At 67.1% G+C, this 15,231-nt stretch carries 11 protein-coding genes; 1 reads left to right on the top strand and 10 read right to left on the bottom strand.

The genetic code is table 11. The features are described from left to right. Positions 1-42 precede the first annotated feature (42 nt). The 5 genes from asd to ABL844_RS08100 form a co-directional block, all read right to left on the bottom strand. Positions 43-1,185: an aspartate-semialdehyde dehydrogenase gene (gene asd / locus ABL844_RS08080; RefSeq protein ID WP_184635537.1), complete on the bottom strand. Its 1,143-nt coding sequence runs from the start codon at positions 1,183-1,185 to the stop codon at positions 43-45. Between the two features lie 89 nt (positions 1,186-1,274). Continuing rightward, positions 1,275-2,363 (bottom strand): 3-isopropylmalate dehydrogenase, encoded by a 1,089-nt coding sequence (leuB, locus tag ABL844_RS08085; protein ID WP_418130956.1) that lies wholly within the window; start codon positions 2,361-2,363, stop codon positions 1,275-1,277. Positions 2,364-2,415: 52 nt separating this feature from the next. Then, positions 2,416-3,072 (bottom strand): 3-isopropylmalate dehydratase small subunit, encoded by a 657-nt coding sequence (gene leuD / locus ABL844_RS08090; RefSeq protein ID WP_184635540.1) that lies wholly within the window; start codon positions 3,070-3,072, stop codon positions 2,416-2,418. Positions 3,073-3,104: 32 nt separating this feature from the next. Beyond that, positions 3,105-4,526: a 3-isopropylmalate dehydratase large subunit gene (gene leuC / locus ABL844_RS08095; RefSeq protein WP_369659241.1), complete on the bottom strand. Its 1,422-nt coding sequence runs from the start codon at positions 4,524-4,526 to the stop codon at positions 3,105-3,107. Positions 4,527-4,577: 51 nt separating this feature from the next. Beyond that, the gene (locus tag ABL844_RS08100; RefSeq protein WP_369659240.1) at positions 4,578-5,522 is read right to left on the bottom strand and encodes a LysR substrate-binding domain-containing protein; all 945 of its coding nucleotides are present in this window, start codon (positions 5,520-5,522) and stop codon (positions 4,578-4,580) included. Positions 5,523-5,795: 273 nt separating this feature from the next. On the opposite strand from ABL844_RS08100, the gene ABL844_RS08105 reads away from it, so the two are divergent. Next, positions 5,796-9,785, top strand: a complete 3,990-nt coding sequence (locus ABL844_RS08105) for an autotransporter outer membrane beta-barrel domain-containing protein (protein WP_418130957.1) — start codon at positions 5,796-5,798, stop codon at positions 9,783-9,785. 10 nt (positions 9,786-9,795) lie between these two features. On the opposite strand, the gene ABL844_RS08110 is transcribed toward ABL844_RS08105, so the two are convergent. The 5 genes from ABL844_RS08110 to sdhA form a co-directional block, all read right to left on the bottom strand. Then, complete coding sequence (locus ABL844_RS08110; protein ID WP_418130958.1) at positions 9,796-10,875, bottom strand: purine-nucleoside phosphorylase; 1,080 nt, start codon at positions 10,873-10,875, stop codon at positions 9,796-9,798. 110 nt (positions 10,876-10,985) lie between these two features. Then, positions 10,986-12,296 carry a citrate synthase gene (locus ABL844_RS08115; RefSeq protein WP_126022676.1) on the bottom strand — a complete coding sequence of 437 codons (1,311 nt, stop codon included), beginning with the start codon at positions 12,294-12,296 and terminating at the stop codon, positions 10,986-10,988. A 24-nt stretch (positions 12,297-12,320) separates the two neighbouring features. Further along, entirely contained in the window at positions 12,321-12,635 is a 315-nt protein-coding gene (locus tag ABL844_RS08120; RefSeq protein WP_126022677.1) for a succinate dehydrogenase assembly factor 2, read from the bottom strand. A gap of 34 nt (positions 12,636-12,669) precedes the next feature. Continuing rightward, a complete protein-coding gene (locus ABL844_RS08125) occupies positions 12,670-13,371 on the bottom strand; it encodes a succinate dehydrogenase iron-sulfur subunit (RefSeq protein WP_081270662.1) in 702 nt (233 codons plus the stop codon). Positions 13,372-13,420: 49 nt separating this feature from the next. Then, positions 13,421-15,229 (bottom strand): succinate dehydrogenase flavoprotein subunit, encoded by a 1,809-nt coding sequence (sdhA, locus tag ABL844_RS08130; RefSeq protein WP_126022678.1) that lies wholly within the window; start codon positions 15,227-15,229, stop codon positions 13,421-13,423. Between the last annotated feature and the right edge of the window lie 2 nt (positions 15,230-15,231).

A 15,231-nucleotide genomic window follows, 5' to 3' on the forward strand; every position in this document is an offset into this window, starting at 1 on the left:
TGAAGGCAACAATTCGTGTTTCAAAAGCCTGAGCAGCCCTCATCAGGCTTCGAGCAGGATGCGCAGCATGCGGCGCAGCGGCTCCGCGGCACCCCACAGCAGCTGGTCGCCGATGGTGAAGGCGCCCACGTACTCCGGGCCCATCGCCAGCTTGCGGATGCGGCCGACCGGGATGTTCATGGTGCCCGTCACGGCCACCGGCGTCAGGTCCCTGACCGTGGCTTCGCGCGTGTTCGGCACGACCTTGGCCCACGGGTTGTCCGCGGCGATCATCGCCTCGATGTCGGCCACCGGCACGTCCTTCTTGAGCTTGAAGGTCAGGGCCTGGCTGTGGCAGCGCATGGCGCCGATGCGCACGCAGAAACCATCGACCGGCACGGCGGCGGTACCGAAGCCCGCGCCCTGGCCGAGGATCTTGTTGGTCTCGGCGCCGCCCTTCCATTCTTCCTTGGACATGCCATCGCCCAGGTCCTTGTCGATCCAGGGGATCAGCGAGCCGCCCAGCGGCGCGCCGAAGTTGGCCGTCTCGGCGGCGCTGAGGGTCTGCTGCTTGTGCAGCACCTTGCGGTCGATCTCGAGGATGGCGGACTTCGGGTCGTCCAGCAGGGCGCGCACTTCGGCGTTGAGGGTGCCGAACTGGGTCAGCAGCTCGCGCATGTGCTGCGCGCCGCCGCCCGAGGCTGCCTGATAGGTCATGCTGGTCATCCACTCGACCAGGCCGGCCTTGTAGAGGGCGCCAACGCCCATGAGCATGCAGCTCACCGTGCAGTTGCCGCCGATCCAGTTCTTGCCGCCCTTGGCGAGCGCGTTCTCGATCACCGGCAGGTTGACGGGGTCCAGCACGATGATCGCGTCGTCCTTCATGCGCAGGGTGGACGCGGCGTCGATCCAGTGGCCGTTCCAGCCGGCGGCGCGCAGCTTGGGGAACACCTCGCTGGTGTAGTCGCCGCCCTGGCAGGTGATGACGATGTCGCACTTCTTCAGTGCCTCGATGTCGTTCGCATCCTTCAGCGCGGTTTCGTTCTTGGCCATCGCAGGGGCCTTGCCGCCGGCGTTGGAGGTCGAGAAGAAGACCGGCTCGATGAGACCGAAGTCGCCTTCAGCCTGCATGCGGTCCATCAGGACCGAGCCGACCATGCCGCGCCAGCCCACGAGGCCGACCAGAGGTTGAGATGCGTTCGCCATTTCAGTTTGCCCTTATGAAAAAAAGAAAAGTTGTCTTTTTTGCGCCCGACTCGTCGAGCCGGGGAGGGGCGTGACGAAGCGGGCTGCGGTTAGCCGGTAATCGTCTTTTTGGTGATTGCTGCAACGACCGCGTCGCCCATCTCGCGGGTGCCGACGCGCTTGGTGCCTTCCGACCAGATGTCGCCCGTGCGCAGCCCGGAGGCGAGCACTTGCTTGACCGCCGACTCGATACGGTCGGCAGCTTCTGGCTGGTTGAGGGAGAAACGGAGCATCATGGCAGCGGACAGGATTGTAGCCAAAGGATTGGCAACCCCTTTGCCAGCAATGTCGGGGGCGCTGCCGTGGCTGGGCTCGTACAGGCCCTGGTTGCTCGAATTGAGCGATGCCGAGGGCAGCATGCCGATGGAGCCGGTGAGCATCGCGGCCTCGTCCGAGAGGATGTCGCCGAACATGTTGCCGGTGACCACCACGTCGAACTTCTTGGGGGCCTTCACGAGCTGCATGGCCGCGTTGTCGACCAGCATGTGGTCGAGTTCGACGTCCGGATATTCCTTCGCGATGTCGAGCATCACGTCTTTCCACAGCTGCGAGGTTTCCAGCACGTTGTTCTTGTCGACGCTGGTCACGCGCTTGCTGCGCTTGCGGGCTGCATCGAACGCCACGCGGGCGATGCGCTCGATCTCGGGGCGCGAATAGCGCATCGTGTCGAAGGCCTCCTCTGAGCCAGGGAAGTGCCCGTCGGTCGCAACGCGGCGGCCGCGCGGCTGGCCGAAGTAGATGTCGCCGGTCAGCTCGCGGATGATGAGGATGTCCAGCCCGGCGATCAGCTCGGGCTTCAGGCTCGAGGCGCCCACCAGCTCCTCGTAGCAGATGGCCGGGCGGAAGTTGGCGAACAGGCCCAGGTTCTTGCGCAGCCCCAGGATGGCCTGCTCGGGCCGCAGCGGCCGGTCGAGCTTGTCGTACTTCCAGTCGCCCACGGCGCCGAACAGCACCGCGTCGGCTTCCTTGGCGAGCTTGAGCGTCGATTCGGGCAGCGGGTGGCCGTGCGCCTCGTAGGCCGCGCCGCCGACCAGGGCCGACTCCGTCTCGAACTTCAGGTCGAGCACGTCGAGCACCTTGACGGCTTCCGCCACGATTTCGGTGCCGATGCCGTCACCCGGGAGAACTGCGATTTTCATTTTGTCTTCTGTTGAGGGAATGAATGGGAGCGCGCGAACAGGCTCGGGCGGCTCAGCTGTTGGCGAGCATCGTATGCGCAAGCCACGGCTTCTGCGCCAGGCGCTCGGCCTCGAAGGCCTTGATCTTGTCCTTGTGGCGCAGCGTGAGGCCGATGTCGTCCAGGCCGTTGAGCAGGCAGTACTTGCGGAAGGCCTGCACGTCGAACGCGAACTCCTGGCCGTCGGGCTTCACCACCACCTGGCGTTCCAGGTCGATGGTCAGCGTGTAGCCCGGGAAGGCGAAGGTCTCGTCGAACAGTTGCGCCACTTGCGCTTCCGGCAGCACGATCGGCAGCAGGCCGTTCTTGAAGCTGTTGTTGAAGAAGATGTCGGCGTAGCTCGGCGCGATGATCGCGCGGAAGCCGTACTGGTCGAGCGCCCACGGCGCGTGCTCGCGCGACGAGCCGCAGCCGAAGTTCTGGCGTGCCAGCAGGATCGACGCGCCGGCGTAGCGCGGCTGGTTCAGCACGAAGTCGGGGTTCGGCTTGCGGCTGGCCGGGTCCTGGCCGGGCAGGCCCGGGTCGAGGTAGCGCCACTCGTCGAACAGGTTCACGCCGAAGCCGGTCTTCTTGATCGACTTGAGGAACTGCTTGGGGATGATCGCGTCGGTGTCGACGTTCTCGCGGTCCATCGGGGCCACGAGGCCCTTGTGCACGGTGAATTGCTTCATGGGAGTCTCTTTTCTTCCTTCTTGCAGCCCGCTCAGGCAAACGTGCGGACGTCGACGAAATGGCCGTGCACCGCCGCGGCCGCGGCCATGGCCGGGCTCACGAGGTGGGTGCGCCCGCCCGCGCCCTGGCGGCCTTCGAAGTTGCGGTTGCTGGTGGAGGCGCAGCGCTCGCCGGGCTCCAGGCGATCGGCGTTCATGGCCAGGCACATCGAGCAGCCGGGCTCGCGCCATTCGAAGCCCGCGGCCTTGAATATCTGGTCGAGCCCTTCGCGCTCGGCCTGTTCCTTCACCACGCCCGAGCCGGGCACGACCATCGCGAGCTTCACGTTCTTCGCGACCTTCTGGCCCAGCTTCTTCACCACGGCGGCGGCTTCGCGCATGTCCTCGATGCGGCTGTTGGTGCACGAGCCGATGAACACCTTGTCGATGAAGATGTCGTTCATGGCCTTGTTGGGCTCCAGGCCCATGTAGACCAGCGCGCGCTCGATGGCGCCGCGCTTGTTGGCGTCTTTCTCCTTGTCGGGATCGGGCACGCGGCCGTTGATCTCGACCACCATCTCGGGCGAGGTGCCCCAGGTCACCTGCGGCTGGATCTGCGCGGCGTCGAGCTCGACCACGGCGTCGAACTTCGCGCCCGGGTCGGACTGCAGCGTGCGCCAGTAGGTCACGGCCTGGTCCCATTCGACGCCGGTGGGCGCGAGCGGACGGCCCTTGATGTAGTTGATGGTCTTCTCGTCGACCGCCACCAGGCCGGCGCGTGCACCGGCCTCGATGGCCATGTTGCACACCGTCATGCGGCCTTCCATGCTCAGGTCGCGAATGGCCGAGCCGGCGAACTCGATGGTGTAGCCCGTGCCGCCGGCGGTGCCGATCCTGCCGATGATGGCCAGCACGATGTCCTTGGCCGTGCAGCCCAGCGGCAGCTTGCCCTCGACCTTCACGAGCATGTTCCTGGCCTTCTTGCCCAGCAGCGTCTGCGTGGCCATCACGTGCTCGACCTCGCTCGTGCCGATGCCGTGCGCCAGCGCGCCGAACGCGCCGTGCGTGGAGGTGTGCGAGTCGCCGCACACGACGGTCATGCCCGGCAGCGTCGCGCCCGACTCGGGGCCGATCACGTGCACGATGCCCTGGCGCTTGCTCAGGAAGGGGAAGAACGCGGCCGCGCCGAACTCGGCGATGTTGTGGTCGAGCGTGGTGACCTGTTCCTTGCTGGTCGGGTCGGCAATGCCTTCGTAGCCGCGCTCCCAGCCGGTGGTGGGCGTGTTGTGGTCGGCGGTGGCCACCACCGAGCTGATGCGCCACAGCTTGCGGCCGGCCTCGCGCAGGCCTTCGAATGCCTGCGGGCTGGTCACTTCATGGACCAGGTGGCGGTCGATGTAGAGGATCGCGGTGCCGTCTTCCTCGGTGTGGACGACGTGTTCGTCCCAGATCTTGTCGTAGAGCGTGCGTGCCATGTCGGTCTCTTCTGTCTTTCGTGGGGAAATGGAATTGTCTGCCGTTGCGGCCTAGGCCGCGAGCTGTTCGCCGCCGTCCGCGGCCGCGTGCAGGTGGTTGACCAGCGAGCGTGCCGCCACGGGCAGGGTGGAGAAATCTCGTGCCACCAGCCTGATCTCGCGCGCGGCCCAGGCGTCGTTGAGCGCCACGCTCGCGAGGCCGTGGCCGATGCCGTTGCGCATGAGTTCGAAGGCGCGCTGCGGCATCACGCCGATGCCCAGGCCGTTCTCGATCATGCGGCACATGGCGTCGAGGCCTGTCACGTGGATGCGCAGCTTGATGCTGCGGCCGGCGTCCAGCGCGGCCTCGTGCATCGCGACGTAGATGGAACTGTTGGTGTGCAGGCCGACGTGGTCGAAGTCGAGCGAGTCGACGAAGTCGATGCTGCCCCGCGCCGCCAGCGCATGGCCCGTGGGCACGATCAGCGCGAGCCGGTCGTGCCGGTAGGAGAGGCTCTGCAGCTCGCCCGCGCCGCCGGCCACGTGGCAGACGCCGAGGTCGGCCGCGCCTTCCTGCACCGCGCGGATCACCTCGCTGCTGAGGTGTTCCTCGAGGTCGATCTTGATGGCCTCGTGGGCGCGCGTGAACACGCCCAGGTCTTCGGGCAGGAACTGCACGATCGCCGAGATGTTGGCGTGCACCCGCACGTGGCCGCGCACTCCATCGGCGTATTCGCTGAGCTCGCCCTGCATCTTCTCGAGGCTGTAGAGCACCGAGCGCGCGTGGTGCAGCAGGCTTTCGCCGGCGGGCGTGAGGTCGACGCCTCGCGCATGGCGGTAGAGCAGGGTGGTGCCGAGCGTGGCCTCGAGGTCAGACAGCCGCTTGCTGATGGCCGAGGCCGCGATGAATTCGCGCTCCGCCGCGCGCCCGATGCTGCCGAGCTCGCATACGGCCACGAACAGCTGCAGCGACGTGAGGTCGATACGGCGGGCGAAGTTGCGTTCGGAGGTGCTCATGGGGCTGCGGACATCGCGTTTTGCGATGAGAGGGCTATTTTCTCCCTGTTTCCAAGTGCCAGTCATCGTGATGTGAGATGGCCTCGGTGCCGGGCGACGACGGGCAACCCGCCTGGCCGGGCATGGATGCCTCGGGGGCTTGCCGTGTCAGTAATTCGGCTATCACCTGTTCCAGTGATTTTTGCGGCCGACGAAAACGATACCCTCGCCTGCTTTGGATTGTTTGGTTACATTCCGACCTTTTTTGGTTGCAATTCATAACGGAGGAGGGGCATGAACATGATCTACCGCAGCGTATGGAACGCTGCACTGGGCACCTGGGTGGCTGTTTCGGAGGTTTCGCGCCGACGCGGTCGGCGCGCTTCTTCGGTCACTTCAGTCGTGGGCCTGATGGTTCTGGCCAGCTTGCCGGCAGTCTCCTGGGCCCAGGCCAGCGGCGGGACTGCATACATCGCGATCGGCGGCACTGGCGGTCGCGGCGGCGCGGGCAACGGCAGCGGCGGAGTCGGCGGAAGCGTCGGCGAGTTCCCGGGCCTCGATGGAATTCCTCCGTCGGGTGGCAATGGAGGAAACGGCCGCAATGGTGCCAGCGGGCCCGGCGGAACAGGCGGCGCGGTAGGGGCAACCAGCGTGACCGGCTCGGTCTCCGGAGGCTCGGGAACCAATGGCGCTCCCGATCCGGATCCGGTCTACGGCGCGGGCGCCGGCGGTGGTGGCGGTGCCGCCGTGTACACGGCCGACACTGGCATCAACGTGGGAGGAGCCGTCATCCTGCAGGGCGGCAATGGCGGCGCCGGCGGCGTCGCGCGCCTGGCCGGCGGTGGTGGCGGTGGCGGCGCGGGCCTGCAGTCCGTGGCGGCCGGCGTCTCCCTGGACAATGCGGGCCAGACGATCGGCGGCAACGGCGGCGCAGGCGCCATCGGCCAGTGGGCCGGCGGTGGCGGCGGCGGTGGCGACGGTATCGTGGTGCAAGGCAATGGCGCGACGGTCACCAACACCGGCACGGCCATCGGCGGTAACGGCGGGATTGGCGGCGCGGCCACCATCGGCAGCATGGTGGGTGGCGGCGGCGAAGGCGGTGCCGGCCTGGCGCTGGAGTCCAGCGGCAACTCGGTGCTCAATACCGGGACACTGGCGGGAGGCGCGGGCGGCGCCGGCGGAAACAGCTTCGCCGACGGCGTCGGAGGCGCGGGCCTGCGCATCCGCGGCAATGCGAACAGCATCGTCAACACGGGGACGCTGATGGCCGGTAGGAGCGGCGACGGCACCACGCCCGGCGATGCGGTGCGGATCGCCGGCAACGACAACCAGCTCGAACTGCGCGCCGGCTCTTCGATCACCGGCCTGCTCAGGGTGACATCCGGCACCGGCAACGTGCTGAGGCTGGCAGGCGACACGACCGACGGCACCACTGCGCTCAACTCGGCCAGCTATAGCGGCTTCGCGCGCTACGAGAAGACCGGCGCCAGCACCTGGGCGCTGACCGGCATCAATACCGGCCTGACGCCGTGGTTCGTGACCGGCGGGGCGCTCTCCATCGCCGACGACGGCGCGCTCGGCAACTCGAGCGGTGCGCTCACGCTCGACGGCGGCACGCTGAACGTCACCGGCGACACCACGGCCACCCGCGCCGTTTCGATCGGCGCGGGCGGCGGCACCTTCGACGTGGACCTGGTGCGCACGCTGACGCTGAATGGCGAAGTCTCCGGCGGTGGAGCGCTGCAGAAGACCGGTCGTGGCACGCTGGTGCTGGGCGCCGCCAACTCCTATACGGGCGGTACCACGGTGGCTGCCGGCAGCCTGGAGGCACTGGCGACCGGCGCGCTCGGCGCCGGGCCGGTGTCCGTGGCCGGCAACGCCTCACTGGTCTTCGGCAGCAAGGCTGATGCGGGCGGCCTGACCATCACCGCCGCCGCGCGCGGCCCCCTGCCGACGGACAACGCAGGCTTCGTGCAGTTCCGCGACAGCAGTTCCGCCGGCACCGCCCATCTCATCATGAACACGGGTGCATCGGCCGAGTTCAGGGACAACGCCTCCGTCGGCAGCGCCGTCATCGAGAACCATGGCGGCCTGACCAACATCCGGGGCAACGCGACGGCCGGCAACGCGCGCGTCACCAACTTCTCGGGCGGCCAGATCAACCTGCTGGACGACGCCAGTGCGGGCCAGGCGACCTTCGTCAACGAAAGCGGCGGCGTGATCGACATCTTCGACCGCGCTACCGCCGATCAGGCCACGGTGGTCAACAACGCCGGTGGGCGCCTGCTCATCCGCTCGCTGACCACGGCGGGAATCTCCGTCGGCTCGCTGTCCGGCGCGGGCGATGTGATCCTCGGCGCCAAGGCGCTGACCACGGGCGGGCTGAACGGCAGCACCGAAGTCTCGGGCGTGATCTCAGGCACCGGCGGCTCGCTGGTGAAGGTGGGCACGGGCACGCTCACGCTCTCGGGCGCGAACACCTACACCGGCGGCACCGCGTTGCGGCAGGGGCGCCTGAACCTCGGCAACAGCCAGGCGCTGGGCACCGGCACGCTGTCGATGGACGACGACACGACGCTGGGCTTCAGTGCCGACGGGCTGACGATCGCCAACGCGATCCAGCTCACCGGCAGCACCGATCCGGTCATCGACACCGGCGCCTTCAACGCGACCCTGAGCGGCGCGATCAGCGGCGGCGGCTTCATCACGAAGGAGGGCTCGGGCACGCTGACGCTGTCCGGCGCCAACAACTACACCGGTGCCACCAACGTCGCGCAGGGCACGCTCAAGGCGGGCGCCGCCAATACCTTCAGCGCGGCCTCCGCCCACAGCGTGGCCTCGGGCGCCACGCTGGACCTTGCGGGCTTCAGCCAGACAGTGGCCTCGCTGGCCAACAGCGGCACCGTCTCGCTCGTGGGCGCGGCCGCCGGCACCACGCTCACCGTGACGGGCGCGTACGTCGGCAACGGCGGCGTGCTCAGGCTCGGCACAGTGCTCAACGGCACGGGGCCGTCCGACCGGCTGGTGCTCGACGGCGCCGCCGCCTCCGCCAGCGGCAGGACGACGGTGCAGGTCAGCAACCTCGGCGGGCTGGGCGCGCTCACCAGCGGCAACGGCATCGAGGTGGTCACCGCGAAGAACGGCGCCACCACCACGGCCCAGACCACCAAGGACGCCTTCAGCCTCGCCAGCGGCCATGTGGATGCCGGTGCCTACGAGTACCGTCTCTATGCGGCTGACGCCAACGGTGCGGGCGAGAACTGGTATTTGCGTTCGAGCACCAATGTTTCTCCTGGCGTGCCGGCACCGGTCATCACCTACCGCGCCGAGGCTTCCCTCTATTCCGCGCTCCCCGGCCAACTGCGCCAGGGCAACCTCGCGATGCTGGGCGACCTGCGCAAGCGCGTGGGCGACGACGACGTCAAGGGCGGCGCGGCCACACCGGGCGCCTCGAGCCGCCGCGCCTGGGCGCGCGTGCTCTCCACCGACATCGACATCCAGCAGGGGGGCGCGGTATCGCCGTCGAGCAAGGGCCGCCTCACCGGCTTCCAGGCCGGCACCGACCTGCTGGCCACACCGAACTGGCGCGCGGGCCTCTACGTCGGCCAGCTCGACGGCGACGCCAGCGTGAGAGGCTTCGCCAGCGGCATCCAGAACCTGGGCGTGGGCCGCAACGACCTGCGCAGCCAGTACCTGGGCGTGTATGGCACCTACACCAGCGACAGCGGCTTCTACGCCGACGCGGTGGTGCAGTCGGGCCGACACCGCTACACCGTCGAGCCGCTGGCGAGTCAGGGCATGAGCGGCAAGGGCAACAGCCTGCTGGGCTCCATCGAGGTGGGTCAGTCCTTCGCACTGGGCGGCAGCGGCTGGCGCATCGAGCCGCAGCTGCAGCTGATCCACCAGCACATGGACCTGGGCAACTCCGCCATCGTCGGCGCCGTCGTCCAGCCGCAGGCCGACAGCGGCTGGATCGCGCGTGCTGGCGTGCGGGTGAAGGGCGAGATCGCCACCGGCGTCGGCACACTGCAGCCGTACGGCCGCTTCAACGTCTACCGGACGTCGAGCGGCGCGGACATCGCCCGCTTCGTGAACGGCGCGACCACCACCGACATCGCAGCCCCGACCGGCGGCACGAGCACCGAACTCGCGGGCGGCTTCACGCTGGCCCTCGGCGAGTCGACGAGCCTGTACGGCGAAATTGGCAAGCTCTGGGCGAGCGGCGGCAACGCCAGGGTGAAGAGCTCGATCAACGGCTCGGTGGGCGTGCGCGTGAAGTGGTGACCGGCTGCGTTCAGTCGGCGGGTACCCCGGCGCTCCAGGCTGCCCAGTTGCCGACGATGGCATCGACCAGGGGACGGCCCGCGATCAGCAGGTTGGCGGTCGAGATCGGAAACCCGCCCGACTCGGCCGACAGCGAGGCATAGGCGGTCTGCCCCGGATGGGGCCGGTCGAAGTTCGACGCGGTGCGCAGCACGGCCACGCGCTTCAAGTCCAGCAGACCTGCGCCGGCGCCCCGCTTCAAGGCCTCGTAGGTGGCGTTGTCCTCCTGCTGGGTGGTGCAGTACCTGCCCTGCCCGTCGGTCACGAGCGAGACCCAGCGCGTGGCCGTCTCGCCCAGGTACTTGCCATGCCAGTAGGTGTCACCGGCTGCGGTGTCGCATTGCAGGACCGATGGCCGCGCCCTGGCCGTCGGCTGCGGATACCTTGCGCGATAGGCGCGCGCCTTGTCGCTGTCGGCCAGCGGCGCGTTGGCCGACAGCTTCAGCGCCTTCCGCAGCAGTGCCTCGTCGAGGCGGAAGACCTCGGTGCGGTACTCGAACTTGGGCTTGGCGTCCGGATCCTTCGCGCCGATGCCGAAGTAGCCGGTGCGCCAGGTCGACGGCATCTCGCGCGCGTCGATCTCGTGGGCGATGCCGAAGTCGACCAGGTACCGGGCCCACGTGGCCGAGCCGATGGTCGAGACGTTCGGGTCGACGCCCGCGATGCCGGCCACGAGGAAGTAGGTCTTCGAGAGATCGAACTTGCCGCTGAACACCAGCGCCGTGATCGATGCCGCCGCATTGGTGTGCCCCATGCCGGTGGTGACCTGGCACACCGAATCGGCGTTGCAGCGCACGAGCGGATCGTCGGCGGACAGGCCCGGCACCTTGATCTCCCGGTTGAGCTTCAGCGGTTCGTGCCAGACCTGCGCCTCGGGCTTGAACATGCTGATGATGAGCACCTTCACGGGTATCTGCTGTTGGCCGCCGGATGCCGCCGACGGTGCCACGGACCGGTTCGGGTCGCCCGCGCAGCCGAGGAGGGCCGCCGCGGCGAGGGCAAGGCATGCCGCCCTTGAATACAAACTTGCTACGCGCCTGGAAGCTGCCATCTGCTTTCTCCTTTTTTTGTCGAACAACAGGAAGGAGACCGCAATTTACAGGCCAAAAAAAAGCTGCCCGAAGGCAGCTTCCTTTTCATGGCCGAGCCGGAGGGCGCGGATCAGCGAGCCGAGATCGGCTTCACGTCGCGCTTCGGCGAGCCTTCGAACAGCTGGCGCGGGCGGCCGATCTTGTACTCGGGGTCGCCGATCATTTCGTTCAGCTGGGCGATCCAGCCGACCGTGCGGGCCAGCGCGAAGATCGCGGTGAACAGCGGCACCGGGATGCCGATGGCGCGCTGCACGATGCCCGAGTAGAAGTCGACGTTCGGGTACAGCTTGCGCGACACGAAGTACTCGTCTTCCAGGGCGATCTTCTCGAGCTGCTTGGCCAGCGCGAACAGCGGGTCCTTTTCCAGGCCCAACTCGGTCAGCACTTCGTTGCAGGTTTCCTGCATCAGCTTGGCGCGCGGGTCGTAGTTCTTGTACACGCGGTGGCCGAAGCCCATCAGCTTGACGTTCGAGTTCTTGTCCTTGACCTTCTTGATGAACTCGCCGATCTTCTCCACGCCACCTTCCTTCTGGATGTCGTAGAGCATGTTCAGCGCCGCTTCGTTGGCGCCGCCGTGGGCAGGGCCCCAGAGGCAGGCCACGCCGGCCGCGATGGCCGCGAAGGGGTTCGTGCCCGACGAGCCGCACAGGCGCACCGTCGAGGTCGAGGCGTTCTGCTCGTGGTCTGCGTGCAGGATGAAGATGCGGTCGAGCGCGCGCTCGAGCACCGGGTTCACCTTGTATTCCTCGCACGGCGTGGCGAACATCATGTGCAGGAAGTTGCCTGCATAGCTGAGTTCGTTCTTCGGGTACATGTACGGCTGGCCGATCGTGTACTTGTAGGCCATGGCCACGAGCGTGGGCATCTTCGCGATCAGGCGGATCGCGGCGATCTCGCGGTGCTCGGGATTGTTGATGTCCGTGCTGTCGTGATAGAAGGCCGACAGGGCGCCCACCAGGCCGGTCATGATGGCCATCGGGTGCGCGTCGCGGCGGAAGCCGCGCAGGAAGAACTGCATCTGCTCGTTGACCATCGTGTGGTTGGTCACGAGCTTCGTGAAGTTGGCCTTCTTGGCTGCGTCCGGCAGTTCACCGTACAGCAGCAGGTGGCAGGTCTCGAGGAAGTCGCAGTTGGTCGCGAGCTGCTCGATGGGGTAGCCACGGTACAGCAGCTCGCCCTTGTCGCCATCGATGTACGTGATGGCCGACTGGCAGGCGGCGGTCGACATGAAGCCCGGGTCGTACGTGAACATGCCGGTCTGTGCATACAGCTTGCGGATATCGATCACGTCGGGGCCGACGGTGCCCTTGTAGATCGGCAGTTCGACGCTGTCGCCGCCGTTGCTGAACGACAGCGTGGCCTTGGTATCGGATGCTTTCATTTCGGTTTACTTTCAGAGGTGGATTCAGGACGAAGGAGAAATTGCAGGGCGCTGCGCGCCGTCGGTGCGCATGAGCTGCAGCAATGCGACCACCTCGGCGCCGGCCCATTCGGGCTCGGGCTCCTTTCTGCGAAGAAGGAGGTCGAGGAGGTCGTTGTCCGACAGGTCCATCAATGTCTCCATCGCTCCCGCCTGACCCACGGTCATGCGGGATTCGTGCCGCTCGAAGAAGCGGGCGATGAACAGGTCGTTCTCGAGCAGCCCGCGCCGGCAGCGCCATTTGAGCTTGCTCAGCGCGCGTTCGCTGAGCAGCTCCCGGGAGTCGGCGACGGGTTGCATGGTGACTTTCTGAAGAACTGCTGGACCGCGGGGCTCAGATGGCGCGACGCACCATCAATTCCTTGATCTTGCCGATGGCCTTGGTCGGGTTCAGGCTCTTGGGGCACACGTCCACGCAGTTCATGATCGTGTGGCAGCGGAAGAGGCGGTACGGGTCTTCCAGGTTGTCCAGGCGCTCGGCGGTGGCTTCGTCGCGGCTGTCGGCGATGAAGCGGTAGGCCTGCAGCAGGCCGGCGGGGCCGACGAACTTGTCGGGGTTCCACCAGAAGCTCGGGCAGCTCGTGGAGCAGCTCGCGCAAAGGATGCACTCGTACAGGCCGTTGAGCTCTTCTCGCTCCTCGGGCGACTGCAGGCGTTCCTTCTCGGGCGGCACGCTGTCGTTCTGCAGGTAGGGCTTGATCGAGTTGTACTGCTTGAAGAACTGGGTCATGTCCACGATCAAGTCGCGGATGACGGGCAGGCCCGGCAGCGGCTTGAGCACCACGGTGCCCTTGAGCGTGTTCATGTTGGTCAGGCAGGCCAGACCGTTCTTGCCGTTGATGTTCATCGCATCGGAGCCGCAGACGCCTTCGCGGCACGAACGGCGGAACGACAGCGTCGGGTCTTGCGCCTTGAGCTTCATGAGCGCGTCGAGCAGCATGCGCTCGTGGCCGTCGAGTTCGATCTCGACCGTCTGCATGTAGGGCTTGGCGTCCTTGTCCGGGTCGTAGCGGTAAATCTGGAATGTGCGCTTCATCGTAGTGACCTTGTGAATGCTTTGTGTGAGCTGGCTGTGAGCCGCTCGCTTAGAACGTGCGGACCTTCGGCGGAACCGAGGCCACGGTGAGCGGCTGCAGCTTGACCGGCTTGTACGAGAGGCGGTTGTCGGCGCTGTACCAGAGCGTGTGCTTCATCCAGTTGGCGTCGTCGCGGCCCAGCGGTGCGACCGGATCGTCGGCCGGGCGCTCGTAGTCTTCCACCGTGTGGGCACCGCGGCATTCCTTGCGGGCAGCAGCCGAGACCATGGTGGCCTGCGCCACTTCGATCAGGTTGTCGACTTCCAGGGCTTCGATGCGGGCGGTGTTGAACACCTTCGACTTGTCCTTCAGGCCGATGGCCTTGACGCGCTCGCGCACGGCGGCGATCTTGACCACGCCTTCGTCCATCGAGGCCTGCTTGCGGAACACGGCGGCATGCTGCTGCATGACGGCGCGGATCTCGCCGGCCACGTCCTGCGCGTACTCGCCGCCGGTGGAGGCTTCGAGGCGGTTCAGGCGCTCCAGCGTGCGGTCGGCCGCGTCGTTGGGCAGGGGCTTGTGTTCCTTGAGCTTGTCGGCGAACTCGACGATGTGGTTGCCGGCGGCACGGCCGAACACCAGCAGGTCGAGCAGCGAGTTGGTACCCAGGCGGTTGGCGCCGTGGACGCTCACGCAGGAGCATTCGCCGACGGCGTACAGGCCGTTCACCACGGCGCTGTTGTCCTCGCCCTTCTGCACCACGACCTGGCCGTGGATGTTGGTGGGAATGCCGCCCATCTGGTAGTGGATGGTCGGCACGACGGGAATCGGTTCCTTCGTGATGTCGACGTTGGCGAAGTTGACGCCGATCTCGTACACCGAGGGCAGGCGCTTGTGGATGGTGTCCGCGCCAAGGTGATCGAGCTTGAGCAGCACGTAGTCCTTGTTGGGACCGCAGCCGCGGCCTTCCTTGATTTCCTGGTCCATCGAGCGCGAGACGAAGTCGCGCGGCGCCAGGTCCTTCAGCGTGGGCGCATAGCGCTCCATGAAGCGTTCGCCGTTGCTGTTCAGCAGGATCGCGCCTTCGCCTCGGCAGCCTTCGGTCAGCAGCACGCCCGCGCCGGCCACGCCGGTCGGGTGGAACTGCCAGAACTCCATGTCCTGCAGCGGGATGCCCGAGCGCGCGGCCATGCCGAGGCCGTCGCCGGTGTTGATGAAGGCGTTGGTCGAAGCCTGGAAGATGCGGCCCGCGCCGCCGGTGGCCAGCAGCACGGTCTTGGCCTGCAGGATGTGCAGGTCGCCGGTTTCCATTTCGAGCGCGGTCACGCCGACCACGTCGCCTTCCTCGTCGCGGATGAGGTCGAGCGCCATCCATTCGACGAAGAACTGGGTGCGTGCCTCGACGTTCTTCTGGTAGAGCGTGTGCAGCATCGCGTGGCCGGTGCGGTCGGCCGCGGCGCAGGCGCGCTGCACGGGCTTCTCGCCGTAGTTGGCCGTGTGGCCACCGAACGGACGCTGGTAGATGGTGCCGTCGGGGTTGCGGTCGAAGGGCATGCCGAAGTGCTCGAGCTCGTACACGACCTTCGGTGCTTCGCGGCACATGAACTCGATCGCGTCCTGGTCACCGAGCCAGTCGGAGCCCTTGATCGTGTCGTAGAAGTGGTAGTGCCAGTTGTCCTCGCTCATGTTGCCGAGCGACGCGCCCACGCCGCCTTGCGCGGCGACGGTGTGCGAGCGGGTCGGGAACACCTTGGAGAGCACGGCCACGTTGAGGCCGGCACGGGCGAGTTGCAGCGAGGCGCGCATGCCGGAGCCGCCGGCACCGACGATCACGACGTCGAACTTGCGCTTGGTGATTTTTTCTTTTGTGTAGGTCATGG

The sequence above is a fragment of the Variovorax sp. 278MFTsu5.1 genome (assembly GCF_048305045.1).
Classification (GTDB): domain Bacteria; phylum Pseudomonadota; class Gammaproteobacteria; order Burkholderiales; family Burkholderiaceae_C; genus Variovorax; species Variovorax guangxiensis.

Bases quoted from the DNA above. Each gene is read 5' to 3' on its own strand.
- asd (WP_184635537.1), bottom strand. From the start codon at position 1,185: ATGGCGAACGCATCTCAACCTCTGGTCGGCCTCGTGGGCTGGCGCGGC.
- leuB (WP_418130956.1), bottom strand. From the start codon at position 2,363: ATGAAAATCGCAGTTCTCCCGGGTGACGGCATCGGCACCGAAATCGTG.
- leuD (WP_184635540.1), bottom strand. From the start codon at position 3,072: ATGAAGCAATTCACCGTGCACAAGGGCCTCGTGGCCCCGATGGACCGC.
- leuC (WP_369659241.1), bottom strand. From the start codon at position 4,526: ATGGCACGCACGCTCTACGACAAGATCTGGGACGAACACGTCGTCCAC.
- ABL844_RS08100 (WP_369659240.1), bottom strand. From the start codon at position 5,522: ATGAGCACCTCCGAACGCAACTTCGCCCGCCGTATCGACCTCACGTCG.
- ABL844_RS08105 (WP_418130957.1), top strand. From the start codon at position 5,796: ATGAACATGATCTACCGCAGCGTATGGAACGCTGCACTGGGCACCTGG.
- ABL844_RS08110 (WP_418130958.1), bottom strand. From the start codon at position 10,875: ATGGCAGCTTCCAGGCGCGTAGCAAGTTTGTATTCAAGGGCGGCATGC.
- ABL844_RS08115 (WP_126022676.1), bottom strand. From the start codon at position 12,296: ATGAAAGCATCCGATACCAAGGCCACGCTGTCGTTCAGCAACGGCGGC.
- ABL844_RS08120 (WP_126022677.1), bottom strand. From the start codon at position 12,635: ATGCAACCCGTCGCCGACTCCCGGGAGCTGCTCAGCGAACGCGCGCTG.
- ABL844_RS08125 (WP_081270662.1), bottom strand. From the start codon at position 13,371: ATGAAGCGCACATTCCAGATTTACCGCTACGACCCGGACAAGGACGCC.
- sdhA (WP_126022678.1), bottom strand. From the start codon at position 15,229: ATGACCTACACAAAAGAAAAAATCACCAAGCGCAAGTTCGACGTCGTG.